Source organism: Paraburkholderia nemoris (assembly GCF_905221015.1).
In the GTDB taxonomy this organism is placed as follows: domain Bacteria; phylum Pseudomonadota; class Gammaproteobacteria; order Burkholderiales; family Burkholderiaceae; genus Paraburkholderia; species Paraburkholderia nemoris.
The window spans coordinates 373,994-387,380 of sequence record NZ_CAJNBO010000005.1 but is presented as its reverse complement, the minus strand read 5'-3'; the positions used below and the strand labels follow the sequence as shown (position 1 = coordinate 387,380).

Below are 13,387 nucleotides of genomic sequence, written 5' to 3'. Positions count from 1 at the left end.
AAAGCGGCGCGCTGGGTACGTCATTACATTACTTCGGCTGCATCCGGATCGCGCCGTCCAGACGAATCACTTCGCCATTGAGCATCGGATTATCGAAGATCTGCTTGGCCAGCATCGCGTACTCGGCCGGTTTGCCGAGGCGCGGCGGGAACGGCACCATCGCGCCGAGCGCATCCTGCACTTCCTGCGGCATGCCGAGCAGCATCGGCGTTTCGAAGATGCCCGGGGCAATCGTCATCACGCGGATTGCGTTGCGCGACAGGTCGCGTGCGATCGGCAGCGTCATGCCGACCACGCCGCTTTTGGACGCAGCATAGGCGGCCTGGCCGATCTGGCCGTCATACGCGGCCACCGATGCCGTGTTGATGATCACGCCACGCTCGCCATTCGCATTCGGTTCGTTCTTCGACATGGCCGCAGCGGCGAGCCGGATCATATTAAAGGTGCCGATCAGATTGATGGAGATGGTGCGAGCGAACGACTCGAGCGGATGCGGGCCGTCTTTGCCGACCGTCTTGATGGCGGGCGCAACGCCGGCGCAATTGACGAGGCCGCGCAGCGTGCCGAGCTTCGTGGCGGCTTCGACCGCTTGCGTGGCGTCGTCTTCGCGGCTCACGTCGCACTTGACGAACACACCGCCGAGTTCCTTCGCGAGCGCCTCACCGGCATCCTGATTCAGGTCGGCCAGCACCACCTTGCCGCCGTTCTCGACTAAAAGGCGCGCCGTAGCCGCGCCGAGGCCCGATGCACCGCCGGTGATCAGGAATACGTTGTCACGAATCTCCATGTCTTCTCCTTTGCTTCAGTTCAGTAATGTCTCGATCGAATATCTTTTCGATGATCGATTGTAACGGCTATGCTGCAATGCGGAAAGCGAAGCGGCGGGGGGCGGACGGGCGGGCCCCCCTGGCGGTCGAAAACCCAAAGTGCCGCTGAACTGCTACGGATGGCTAATCAATGCGAGGCATGGCGGACGACGGAGACCTGAGAGGCGCGAACACCACGCCTCGCCGCGGGCAATAAAAAACCCGCCGGAATGGGCGGGTTTTTCGACCAACAACCGCAGATGCGCGATTACTTCAACGCGTCGAACGCGCGGTTGCGAATTTCGTCGACCGAGCCGAGGCCCGAAATGCGGCGATATTGCGGTGCCGTCAGCGAGGTCGCCGGGTCGCCGTTTTGCGCCCAGTTGTTGTAGTACTCGATCAGCGGCTTGGTTTGCGCAACGTACACATCGAGGCGCTTCTTGACCGTTTCTTCCTTGTCGTCGTCGCGCTGGATCAGCGGTTCGCCTGTCACGTCGTCCACCCCTTCAACCTTCGGCGGGTTGAACTTGACGTGGTACGTACGGCCCGACGCGGCGTGCGAGCGGCGGCCGCTCATACGCACGATGATCTCTTCGAACGGCACGTCGATTTCCAGCACGTAGTCGATCGCGACGCCTGCCTGCTTCATGGCTTCCGCTTGCGGAATGGTGCGCGGAAAACCGTCGAACAGATAACCGTTCGCGCAATCCGGCTGCTGCAGGCGTTCCTTCACCAGATTGATGATCAGCTCGTCCGTGACCAGTTCGCCGGCATCCATGAAACGCTTGGCTTCAAGACCGAGCGGCGTGCCTGCCTTGACGGCGGCGCGCAGCATGTCACCGGTGGAAATTTGCGGAATGCCGAATTTTTCCTTGATGAAGTTTGCCTGAGTGCCCTTGCCCGCGCCGGGCGCACCCAAAAGGATCAAACGCATGTGATATCTCCAGATCTATGTGAATTCTTTGGTGACGCTGCAGCCATCCGGCGATTCGTCGAGGGACCCGCATCGGCTTCCGTTTCGCGTCTCGCGCAGCACGTCGAACACGACGGCGCTGCAAGACCATAACGGTGCGACCGGGCAAACCCTGACTCTCGCGTTTAAAGGGAGGCGCGCACAACCGTCCGATTATGCCATGGGTTTTTCCGCTCAAGCCCCGAATAAAGCCTGTACGCGCGCGAGATCGGCGGGCGTGTCGACGCCGGGCAGCGGCGCATTCTGCGTGACGAGCACGGCGATGCGCTCACCATGCCACATCGCGCGCAGTTGTTCGAGCGCTTCGACCTGCTCGATCGGCGAGATCGCGAGACCCGGATACGAGCGCAGGAATCCGGCGCGGTACGCGTACAGGCCGATATGCCGGTGGACGACTGCGGGCGCCGGCGGCGTGGGCATCGACGCCACGTCGGGCCAATGCGGCTGATACGCGTCGCGTGCCCACGGAATCGGCGCGCGCGAAAAATACAGCGCGACGTCGCGCGCGTCGAGCACGACCTTGACGACGTTCGGATTGAAAATTTCCGCAGGGTCGGTAATCGGATGCGCGGCGGTGGCGATCGCGCAGCCATGGCTCGAAGCCAGGTGCAACGCCACGCCGCACACGAGCGCGGGGTCGATCAGCGGCTCATCGCCCTGAACGTTTACCACGATCGTCTCGTCGCTCCAGCCGAACTGGGCCGCTACTTCCGCGAGGCGGTCGGTGCCCGAAGGATGATCGGCTCGCGTCAACACGGCTTCGAAACCGTGCTCGCGGGCGACGTCCAGCACCGTCTGCGCGTCGGAGGCGATCAGCACCTGCTGCGCGCCCGATTCGCGTGCGCGTTCGGCGACCCGCACCACCATCGGCTTGCCGCCGATATCGGCGAGCGGCTTGTTGGGCAGACGCGTCGAAGCGAGCCGGGCCGGCACGACGGCGATGAACGGGGGAGTGGTGGCGTTGGCGTTGGTCATCGGAAGGACGAGCGGCGATGAAACCGGAAGAAAGCGCTCGCAAGTGCAGGGCGGGCGCTGATGGGAAAGATGGCAAACAAGACGGCAAATGCCGCAATTGCGGACTAGACACGCGCGGCGCGTTGAATGGCCTCGCGCCACAGCCGCCCCGCGTCGGGCAAAAGCTGACTCAGGCCACCGAGCCCGGATTCAGATCGACCGGCGTGCCTTCCACGGTCTGCCGCGCTTCATCGACCAGCATCACGGGAATGCCGTCGCGGATCGGATAGGCAAGTTTGTCCGCGTTGCAGATCAGTTCCTGCGCAGAACGGTCGTAGCTGAGCGGGCCCTTGCAGATCGGGCAGACGAGAATTTCAAGCAGGCGAGCGTCCACGGACTTTCTCCACAACTAATGCAATGAGGCGATGATCGAGCGCGGCTTCGACAGGGACAACCCAGATGCGCGCGTCGTGCCAGGACCCTAATTTTACCGCATCCTTTTCAGTTATCAGGATGGCGTCCGCGTCGACGTCCGCAAAAGGATTGCGCTCGAACGCGTAGTGATCCGGCAAGGCGCGGGTAGCGGGCGAGAGGCCGGCCGCGCGCAGCGTCGCGAAAAAGCGCTCCGGTGCGCCGATGCCGGCCGCGGCCAGTACGCGCTCGCCGCTGAATTGCGCGAGCGGGCGGCGCAGAGCGGGGTTGTCGAGATGCCAGGCGTCGGCGGGCGCGAGTTGCAGCGCGAACGTGTTCGGCCATGGGGGCAACGTGCGGGCGTACGGGTCGTTGATCAGCGTCGCATCGCGATGGCGCGACAGCGGCTCGCGCAGCGGACCGGCCGGCAGCAGGAAACCATTGCCGCCGAGCCGGTGATCGAAGACCACCAGTTCGGCGTCGCGTTCGAGGCGATAGTGCTGCAAGCCGTCGTCGCTGACGATCACATCGACTTCGCGATGCGCGGCGCACAGCGCCTGCGCGGCCGCGACGCGATCCGGGCAGACCCACACCGGCGCGCCGGTGCGGCGCGCGATCAGCAGCGGCTCGTCACCGCCGACGCTTGCCGCCGACGTCGCGAGAACCCGCGTCGGTCCTTTGACGCGCGCGCCATAGCCACGCGAGACTACGCCGGGCTTAAAGCCGGCGGCGCGCAAGGCTTCGACCAGGGCGATAACGGTCGGCGTCTTGCCGGTGCCGCCGACGGTCACGTTGCCGACCACCACCACCGGCACGCCAATGCGCACGGATTTCAGCCAGCCGAACGAGAAAGCGGCGCGGCGCGTGGCGGCAATCGCGCCGAACACACACGCGAAGGGCGTCAGCGCCCACGCCAACGGTCCACGCTGCTGCCACTCGCGCGCGAGGCGTGCTTCGAGACGGTCGCTCAGTCCACTCATCGGCAAGCCGTAAGGACGGGCGAAAGGGGCCGGGACGGCGGCATGAAAGCGCCAGGCGCAATACGCGGTGCAAGCATCAACGCGGTTCTCCGGACAATCGAAAAGTGAAGCGAAAAGGTCAGACAGCGGCTATATCCGATGCGCTCGCGCGGTGTGCCCGCAGTGTGCAGTCTATGGGCCGTAATGGCGAGCGCGGTGGACTTTCAACATGCTGTCGAACCCGCCACTCTAGCGCGCGCACGTCCCGCCCGGCAAGTCACGCGCCTCGCGCCGCGCGGCAAGTGGCGGTTCCGGACGATGCTCACAGCCTGTGGATAACTTTGTGGAGAACCTGCCCGTCAACAGGCTGAGAGGGCCGCGCCGAGCGCTCCGTATCGGCAATCGTTCTCTTTAACGAGATGCAAAATCCATATAAATCAATGACATGCTTCCAATTCACGCGACCTGGCGGGCGATCTGGCGGCATTCGTCTAACGGCTCCCGACATGTGGACACTTTTAACAATTCGTCTGCTGTGCTGGACGCCGATGGCCACTCGGTCTATCGTCTGTCCGGCCAGTCACCGATATTCCTCGCATGAATCCCGAAAGCCCTTTTTCCGCGTCGGCTACGCCCGGCGGTGAAGTTGTCGTCCCCGTTTCCGCGCTCAACCGTGCCATCGGCACGATGCTCGAACGCTCGTTTCCGCTCGTCTGGGTGTCCGGGGAAGTGTCGAACTTCACGCGTGCCGCGAGCGGCCATTGGTATTTCTCGATCAAGGACGCGCAGGCGCAGATGCGCTGCGTGATGTTCCGCGGTCGCGCGCAATACGCCGAGTTCACGCCGCGCGAAGGCGATCGCATCGAAGTGCGCGCGCTGGTGACGATGTACGAGCCGCGCGGCGAGCTGCAACTGAATGTGGAAGCGGTGCGCCGCACGGGGCAGGGGCGTCTTTACGAAGCCTTTCTCAGGCTGAAGGCGCAACTTGAAGCCGAGGGTCTCTTTGCCGCCGAACGCAAACGCGCGTTGCCGGCCCATCCGCGGGCGATCGGTATCGTGACGTCGTTACAGGCCGCCGCATTGCGTGACGTCCTGACTACCTTGTCGCGCCGCGCCCCGCATATTCCGGTGATCGTCCATCCGGCGCCGGTGCAGGGCGTGGGCGCCAGCGCCAAAGTAGCCGCGATGGTCGATGCCGCCAGCGCACGGCGCGAAGTCGATGTGCTGATCGTGTGCCGCGGCGGAGGCTCGATTGAAGACCTGTGGGCGTTCAACGAAGAAGTGCTGGCGCGTGCGATCGCCGAAAGCGCGATACCGGTGGTGAGCGGCGTGGGTCACGAAACCGATTTCACGATCGCCGACTTCGCCGCCGACGTGCGCGCACCGACGCCCACCGGCGCCGCCGAACTCGTCAGCCCACAGCGCGTGCTGTTGCTGCGCGAGCTCGATCATCGGCATGCGACGCTCGCTCGTGGCTTCGGCCGCATGATGGAGCGGCGCGCCCAACAACTCGACTGGCTCGCGCGCCGGCTCGTGTCGCCGGCCGAGCGGCTCGCGCGGCAGCGCACGCATTTGCAGCAATTGAGCGTGCGGCTGGCATCGGCAGGCGCGCGTCCTGTGCGTGACGCCCGAGCGCGGTTTTCTCTGCTGCAGATGCGCTGGCAGCGCTGGCGGCCTGATCTTGCCGCGCATCAGGCAAAGCTCGGCATGCTCTCGCAGCGTCTGGACGCTGCATTGTTACGCCAGCATGAACGTCAGTCCGCGCGTATCGACACGCTGGCTGCCCGGCTTGAAGTACTGAGCCCGCAGCGCACGCTGGAGCGCGGTTATGCTGCCGTGCTCGATGCGCAAAGCGGCCGCGCGGTGCGTGCGCCGTCGTCGCTGAAGCCGGGAAGGCGCCTTACGGTGCATCTCGCCGAAGGGGCGGCGGACATTGCCCTCGCCGACGTGCAACCGCGTCTGACTGACGGTTTCTGACACTTCGCCGACGGCACGCAAAAGCGCATTTTTGACCGTCGCGAGAGCCGGGCACAGCCCGTGCGAAGGCACTAATTACGCTATGTGTGCGGCATGTTCGCCGATGCCGGACATAAAGTCCGTTGGTTTGCGGGGTTATTCCAACTCGCCTACAATCGAGTGCTCTAAAGCCTTATCCGCAGACTCCCCCACAACAGATACAGACACAAGGAAAGCACCATGGAACATACGCTCCCGCCGCTGCCGTTTGCAAAAAACGCACTCGTTCCGAACATGTCGGAAGAGACGCTCGAGTATCACTACGGCAAGCACCACCAGACCTATGTGACCAACCTGAACAATCTGATCAAGGGCACGGAGTTCGAGAACCTGTCGCTCGAAGAGATCGTCAAGAAGGCATCGGGCGGCATCTTTAACAACGCGGCTCAGGTGTGGAACCACACGTTCTTCTGGAACAGCCTGTCGCCGCAAGGTGGCGGTGCTCCGACCGGCGCACTGGCTGACGCGATCAACGCCAAGTGGGGTTCGTTCGAGAAGTTCAAGGAAGAATTCGCCAAGACCGCAGTCGGCACGTTCGGCTCGGGTTGGGCATGGCTGGTGAAGAAGGCTGACGGTTCGCTCGACCTGGTGTCGACGAGCAACGCAGCTACGCCGCTGACCACGGACGCGAAGGCACTGCTGACGATCGACGTGTGGGAACACGCGTACTACATCGACTACCGCAATGCGCGTCCGAAGTTCGTTGAAGCGTACTGGAACATCGTCAACTGGGCATTCGCGTCGAAGAACTTCGCGTAAGTTTGCCGGTTGCAGCGTGACGGGATAGTTCGGATGTCCAACAAAATTGGGGATCCGAACGGATCGCTGCAATGATGTCTGGAAACGGTAGTAAAGCAGAAAGCCCTCCTTCGTGAGGGCTTTCTGCTTTTTGGTTCTTCAGGTTTGCCGTCCGTCGCATTTGCGCGTCAAATCTTTCGCCGTTCATATCCATTGTTACTTACGGGTTACTGGATATTTCTTGCTGCAGGCAAGCTTCGTCAGCGTTCCGCATTCCGGATGCGGCCTTGCCGAAAGCTCCCGGTCTTGCCATCGAAAGACTTGTCATCGGTGTCTCCGTCATCTGAATGGAGCGTGCGCCGCACCGGCCAAGCGCCGCGCGCGTGCCGTGCTCGCTTACAGCTTCGAACCCTGAAAGCTTCCACGATGTTTCGCTCCCCGACTGGATGCCGTGTGACTGCATCACCACATGTTTCGCGCGGTGAGCACTGGTAAACCGCGGTAAGGACTCGCTCGCTATCGTTCGCTGATATTCGTTCCCCTTCGCGCCGCCTGTGGTTCGCCTCGCGCGACGGCATCACAAGGATGTGATGCGGACAGTGGTCCGGGTCGAAGTGACATCGGTGAAACAGCAGTCCTTCGGCGGGGCACGATGGAAATCACTCAGATTCTGGATCTCGCGACGGCACATCATCTCGCGGGTGAGTTCGGCCATGCCCGCGAGTTGTACGAGCGTGCGCTCGCGATCAACCCCGACGACGCGAACGTGATGTTCCGTCTCGGCGTGCTCGACATGCAAGGCGGCGCGCACGATGCCGCGCTTGCGTGGCTCGATGCGGCGTTGACTCGCGCGCCGGAAAACGCGCGATACCACTTCGTCCGAGGGCAAGTGTTTGCCGCCGCGCAACGATTTACCGAAGCGATCGACGCCTATCTGCAAGCACTGTCATTCGAAGCCGGTTCCACCGACGTGCTGTTCGCCCTCGCGGCGGCGCTGCAAGCAGTCGGCGAATACGCTGCTGCAATAGAGATCCATACGTCGCTGCTGGCGCTCGAACCAGGGCACGTCGACGCGCTCAACAACCTCGGCAATTGCCACCGGCAACTGGGCGACCTGCATGCCGCGGAAGCCGCTTACCGCCGCGCGATCGCGGCGCAACCCGACGACGCCAACGCACTCACAAATCTCGGCACACTCCTCGAAGCGCACGGCCGGCTGGAAGAAGCCGTGGTGCAGCTCGAGGCAGCGGTACGCGTGGCACCCGACTCGCCCTGTAGCCTGGTGAATCTCGGCGTCGCGCTTCACCGGCGCGGCGAGTTCGTACGATCCGCTGCGTTGCTGACGCACGCGCTCGAGTTGGACCCCGTCTTCCCCGAAGCAGCGTATAACCTGGCCAATGCGCTGCATGCGCTCGGCAGGCGAAGCGAAGCGGTAAGCCACTATCGGCGGGCGATCGAGCAGGCGCCGACGCACGCCGATGCCTACAACAATCTGGGTATCGTTCTTCAGGAGTCGGGATCGCATGAGGACGCTGAGCACGCGTTTGGCGCGGCGATCCGCCTGCGCCCCGGTTTCGTGGCCGCGCTCAACAACGCGGCGACTCTCATGCGTACGCTCGGCCGCATCGCCGAGGCGGAATCTCATTTGCACGAGGCGCTCGCCGTCGACCCGCATCACTCCGTCACGCACAACAATCTCGGCAACGTGCTGAAGGACCAGGGGCGCCTCGACGACGGCATCGATTGTTATCGCCGGGCGCTCACGTGCGACCCCTACAACGTCGTCGCGCACAGCAACCTGGTCTACGCATTGAGCTTCCAGGCCGAGCATCCTCAGCAGCTACTGGACGAATGCCGTCGATGGTCGGCGCGGCACGAGGCGCCGTATCGCGGCACCCACGAGCCGCATCCGAACGATGCGACGCCGTCCCGCCGCTTGCGCATCGGCTACGTCTCGCCGGACTTCCGCGATCATTGCCAGACGCTGTTTACGCTTCCGCTGCTCTCGCATCACGATCACGAACAGTTCGAAGTCTTCTGTTACGCGAGCGTCACTCGGCCGGACGATCTGACGCAGCGCGTAGCCGCTCATGCCGACGTATGGCGCGACGTGCGCGCAGTCGACGACGAGCGGCTCGCCCAGATGATCCGCGACGACCGGATCGATATTCTGATCGACCTGACCATGCATATGGCGGATGGCCGTCCGTTGCTGTTTGCACTCAAACCTGCGCCGGTGCAGATCGCCTGGCTGGCCTATCCGGGGACGACCGGCATCGATGCGATCGACTACCGGTTCACCGACCCGTGGCTCGACCCGGTCGGCAGCGATGCCTGGTATAGCGAAGTTTCCATCCGTCTGCCGCACTCTTTCTGGTGCTATGACGCTTTGACGGATACGCCTGAGGTCAATGCGTTGCCTGCGCTATCGAACGGCTATCCGACGTTCGGTTGCCTGAACAACCCGTGCAAGCTGAGCGATGCGACGTTCAGACTGTGGGGCGACGTGATGCGCGAAGTGGCGGACGCGAGGCTGCTACTGATGGCCCCGAGCGGCGCGGCCCGTGCGCTTCTGCTCGAACGAATGGGACACCATGGGATCGCCGAGGAGCGGGTCTCCTTTACGTCGTTTCGGCCCCGCGCGGACTATCTGCGCACGTATCACCAGATCGACGTCGGGCTCGACACGTTTCCGTATAACGGCCATACGACGAGCCTCGACTCGTACAGGATGGGGGTGCCGGTCGTCACGCGGGTTGGCGGCACGTCAGTAGGGCGCGCCGGACTGAGCCAGTTGGAGAACCTGGGTCTGCGCGACCTCGCCGTGGACAGCGACGCACAGTTCGTCGAGACCGCCGTCCAACTGGTACGCGATCTGCCGCGCCTGAGCGCGATGCGTGCGAGCCTGCGGGCACGGCTCGCGGCGTCGCCGTTGATGGACGGCGCGCGTTTTGCGCGCCATGTCGAGGCCGCTTACCGCCATGTCTGGGGAACGTGGTGCAAGCAGGGGCAACGGAGCACGCCGGCCAGGCGCGACAGCGCTGCAGCAGGGGGAATGACGATGCCAGGTGAAGCCCTCGGAGGGCGAGCTACGCGTGTTTTTCCCGCAGTTACGCGGTAACGGGGAGAAATAGTCGTCGGGTGGGCGCCTGCGGGGCCGGTCGGAGTGCAAGCTTTGTCACAGATGGTAACTGCGGCGAGGTCGGCGGACCCTTGTTTCCGTGCGGATTCAGACCTTGCGCGCGTTCGATCAAGGCTGCGTCGACGCCGCGCCGGTCGTATCGGAATCCGTCGACATCTGCCGATGACGATGGCCGCGCCCGCCGCTGCTGGATGACACCGAACTCGCAGGCGCGGGAGGTGGAGGCGGGTGATTGATGTACTGAAAATTCTGAGCGATCGAAGCGCTAGGAAAGGTCGTTGTCGACGGTTCGATCGCGCTGCTCGGGAATGTCGTGTTCGACTGCGCGAAAACGGGTGATATACAGGCGGCAGAAGCTGCCGCCGCCAGAAAAACAAGCCGGTTCATCGAGTCACCCTCAGATTCATTGCCCACTATTAGCGCAAGCCAGTTTAGGCCGCGCGCTGCGAAAACAGATTGCGGCTTCGCTTACAAGCATTACCCGATATGACGCGGCAGCGTGGGCCTTCCAGGCTGCGGGGCCATGCCGCGCAAACGCGCGCGAGAATGTAAGCGAAAAACTTTCTGTAACGATCTCGTAACCAAGCGCGCCACCGATTGGCATAACGTTTGAATTCCAATGTCATCGAAGCGCACGAACATGATCTCCAGCACCAAGTCGATAAGCCTCGCCGTACCGGCCGCCGTCGTTGCGCTCGCGCTCGGCGGTTGCGCGGTCATGCCGCCGAGCGGCCCAAGCGTGGTCGCGCTGCCGCGCAGCGGCGAGCCGCTCGGGCAGTTCCAGCAGGACGACTATGCATGCCGCGACTACGCGAACCGCTCGACCGACCCGAACGCGGCCGCCCAGGCGGCGACCACCAACAGCGTGAACAGCGCGGCGCTGGGCACGCTTGGCGGCGCGGCGGTCGGCGCACTGATCGGCGCGGCGGCGGGCAATGCGGGCGCGGGCGCGGCGATCGGCGCGGGCAGCGGCTTGCTGATCGGCGGCGCGAACGGCGCAAATGGCGCGCAGTATTCCGCGGCGGGCCTGCAAGCGCGTTACGACGCCGCCTACGCGCAGTGCATGACATCGAAGGGCAACACGATCTCGCAGCCGCCGCAACCGGCCTACTATGCGCCGCAGCCGGCCTATTACGCACCTCAGCCGTACTACTATGCTCCGCCGCCGAGATATGTCGCGCCGCCTCCGGTGATGTACGCGCCTTACCCGTATTACTGAGGTCGAGCGGAGACCTCGCATCGCCGAAATAAACCGTTTGCGCGAGGGAGCAGGCAAGTTTGTTGCTGTAAAGCTTTTGTCATGTCTGGCGGATAGACGCGAAACGATGGCGGCAAGCCGCCCGGCAAAGGGCGTACGTTTGGATGGAGGGTCAGGGACGCCAGTGGTCAGGCGGTTCCGCACAGCCCTCAAACTCCACTCCATCCCTGCCGGCATCCGCCGTTTCTGACTCCGCCGTTCGACGCAGCCCGACGCACGGAGTGAGCCGGACATCGTGCAAACGAGGCGACCATGCAGCGACCGCAAACCGGCACGTTCAATCCGAGAGTGTGGTCCCGCGTGTGCGAGCGGCTGGCGATTGCACTCGTCGCCGGCTGCTTCCTTTCTTGCGGCGGCGGCTCGGGTGGCTCATCGGGTACGGGTTCGGGTTCGTCGGCCGGCAGTGGCACTACCGGCAGCGGCTCGACTAGCGGCAGTGGCGGCACCGGCTCAACCAGTTCGGGTGGCACGTCGATGGGCACGGCGGCGTTCGCTACCGACGTGCTGATGCATCACAACGATCTCGCCCGCACGGGCCAGATGCTCGCCGAGACGACGCTGACGCTCGCGAACGTGAATTCAACGAGCTTCGGCAAAGTCGCGTTTCTCTCCGCGGACGGCAAGGTCGATGCACAGCCACTGTTCGTCACGAGTCTGCCGATTAGCGGCACCGCTCACGACGTGGTCTACGTCGCCACCGAACACGATAGCGTGTACGCGTATGACGCCACCACCTTCGCGCAATTGTGGAAGGTCTCGTTGGTCGGCAGCGGCGAGACATCCAGCGACGACCGCGGGTGCCAGGACATCACGCCGGAAATCGGCATTACGTCGACGCCGGTGATCGATCGCAATCGCGGCGCGAATGGCGTGCTGTATGCCGTGGCGATGACCAAAGACGGCAGCGGTGGGTACCATCATCGGCTGCATGCGCTCGATCTGACCACGGGGGCCGAAGTGCTCGGCGGGCCGACGGAGATTGCGGCGAGCTTCCCCGGCAGCGGCGCGGGGAGCGTCAACGGCACCATCACCTTCAATCCGTCGCTGCATACTGTGCGCGCGGCGCTCACGCTGGTCGGCGGCAACGTCTATATGGGCTGGACCGCGCACTGCATGTCGGGCGCTTACACCGGCTGGTTGATGGCCTATAGCGCCGACACGTTGAAGCAGACCAGTGTGTTCGACGTCGCGCCGAACGGTAGTCAGGGATCGATCTGGATGGCCGGCTCAGGCATGGCCTCGGACGGTACCTCGATTTACGTCGTCGACGGCAACGGCACGTTCGGCACCACGCTGAATGCGCAGGGCTTTCCGGTTGACGGCGACTTCGGCAACTCGCTGATGAAGCTGTCCTTAGGAAACCTGCAGGTCACCGATTACTTCGCCATGAGTAACGTCGTGGCCGAGGCAAATGCCGACAACGATTTCGGTTCGGGCGGCGTGATGCTGTTGCCGGATCAGACAACTGCGGGCGGCGTCGTCAAACACCTGGCGGTGGCGGCGGGCAAGGACAATCTGATCTACGTGGTCGATCGCGATTCGATGGGTAAATTCAGTCCCACGGCGAACAATAACTGGCAGGTGCTGACCGGCACGCTCGCGGGCGGCATCTGGGGCTCGCCGGCTTATTACAACGGTGTGGTCTATTACGGCGGCTGGAACGATAACCTGAAGGCGCTGCCGATCTCCGGTGCGTTTCTCGCGACCACCGCATCGTCAAAGAGTCCGACCACGTTTGCCTATCCCGGTGCGACACCGGCCGTGTCGGCCAACGGCTCGAGTAACGGCATCGTCTGGGTGGCGGAAAACGGCACGACGGGTGCCCTGCATGCGTACAACGCAAGCAACCTCGCGAGCGAGCTGTACAACAGCAATCAGGCGGGCACGCGCGATCAATGGGGCGCGGGCAACAAGTTCATCACGCCGATGATCGCGCGCGGAAAAGTGTTTGTGGGCACGACGAATGGAGTGGCGGTGTTTGGTTTGTTGTAGGCGTTGCGAACTGGAAATGGGAAAGCCCCTGTTCATTGCGAGCAGGGGCGTTTAGTTTCCAGCGGAGTTTGCGTTGTTGCGGCACTTGCATTGCTATCGGTGTACCGGAAGAAATCCGGCGCACGTCACGCAAAGTGA

10 protein-coding genes are annotated in these 13,387 nt (G+C 63.5%); 5 read left to right on the top strand and 5 right to left on the bottom strand.

Annotated features, from left to right (window positions below; translation table 11 throughout):
* Positions 1 to 28 precede the first annotated feature (28 nt).
* From KHO33_RS10605 to lpxK, 5 genes are all read right to left on the bottom strand, one after another.
* Positions 29 to 787 carry a 3-hydroxyacyl-CoA dehydrogenase gene (locus KHO33_RS10605; protein WP_200564747.1) on the bottom strand — a complete coding sequence of 253 codons (759 nt, stop codon included), beginning with the start codon at positions 785 to 787 and terminating at the stop codon, positions 29 to 31.
* Between the two features lie 287 nt (positions 788 to 1,074).
* Positions 1,075 to 1,740, bottom strand: a complete 666-nt coding sequence (gene adk, locus KHO33_RS10600) for an adenylate kinase (RefSeq protein ID WP_054034304.1) — start codon at positions 1,738 to 1,740, stop codon at positions 1,075 to 1,077.
* Between the two features lie 213 nt (positions 1,741 to 1,953).
* A complete protein-coding gene (gene kdsB / locus KHO33_RS10595; RefSeq protein WP_200564746.1) occupies positions 1,954 to 2,754 on the bottom strand; it encodes a 3-deoxy-manno-octulosonate cytidylyltransferase in 801 nt (266 codons plus the stop codon).
* A 169-nt stretch (positions 2,755 to 2,923) separates the two neighbouring features.
* Entirely contained in the window at positions 2,924 to 3,127 is a 204-nt protein-coding gene (locus tag KHO33_RS10590; protein ID WP_006050060.1) for a Trm112 family protein, read from the bottom strand.
* The gene (gene lpxK, locus KHO33_RS10585) at positions 3,108 to 4,124 is read right to left on the bottom strand and encodes a tetraacyldisaccharide 4'-kinase (protein ID WP_200564745.1); all 1,017 of its coding nucleotides are present in this window, start codon (positions 4,122 to 4,124) and stop codon (positions 3,108 to 3,110) included. Before lpxK ends, KHO33_RS10590 begins: the two co-directional genes overlap by 20 nt.
* A 576-nt stretch (positions 4,125 to 4,700) precedes the next feature.
* On the opposite strand from lpxK, the gene xseA reads away from it, so the two are divergent.
* From xseA to KHO33_RS10560, 5 genes are all read left to right on the top strand, one after another.
* On the top strand, positions 4,701 to 6,080 hold the full coding sequence (gene xseA / locus KHO33_RS10580) for an exodeoxyribonuclease VII large subunit (protein WP_200564744.1): 1,380 nt from the start codon (positions 4,701 to 4,703) through the stop codon (positions 6,078 to 6,080).
* Positions 6,081 to 6,299: 219 nt separating this feature from the next.
* Positions 6,300 to 6,878: a superoxide dismutase gene (locus KHO33_RS10575; RefSeq protein WP_054034297.1), complete on the top strand. Its 579-nt coding sequence runs from the start codon at positions 6,300 to 6,302 to the stop codon at positions 6,876 to 6,878.
* 631 nt (positions 6,879 to 7,509) lie between these two features.
* Positions 7,510 to 9,978 (top strand): tetratricopeptide repeat protein, encoded by a 2,469-nt coding sequence (locus KHO33_RS10570; protein WP_200564743.1) that lies wholly within the window; start codon positions 7,510 to 7,512, stop codon positions 9,976 to 9,978.
* Between the two features lie 661 nt (positions 9,979 to 10,639).
* The gene (locus tag KHO33_RS10565) at positions 10,640 to 11,218 is read left to right on the top strand and encodes a glycine zipper family protein (RefSeq protein WP_054034670.1); all 579 of its coding nucleotides are present in this window, start codon (positions 10,640 to 10,642) and stop codon (positions 11,216 to 11,218) included.
* A gap of 291 nt (positions 11,219 to 11,509) precedes the next feature.
* Entirely contained in the window at positions 11,510 to 13,249 is a 1,740-nt protein-coding gene (locus KHO33_RS10560; RefSeq protein WP_200564742.1) for a PQQ-binding-like beta-propeller repeat protein, read from the top strand.
* The last annotated feature ends 138 nt before the right edge of the window (positions 13,250 to 13,387 follow it).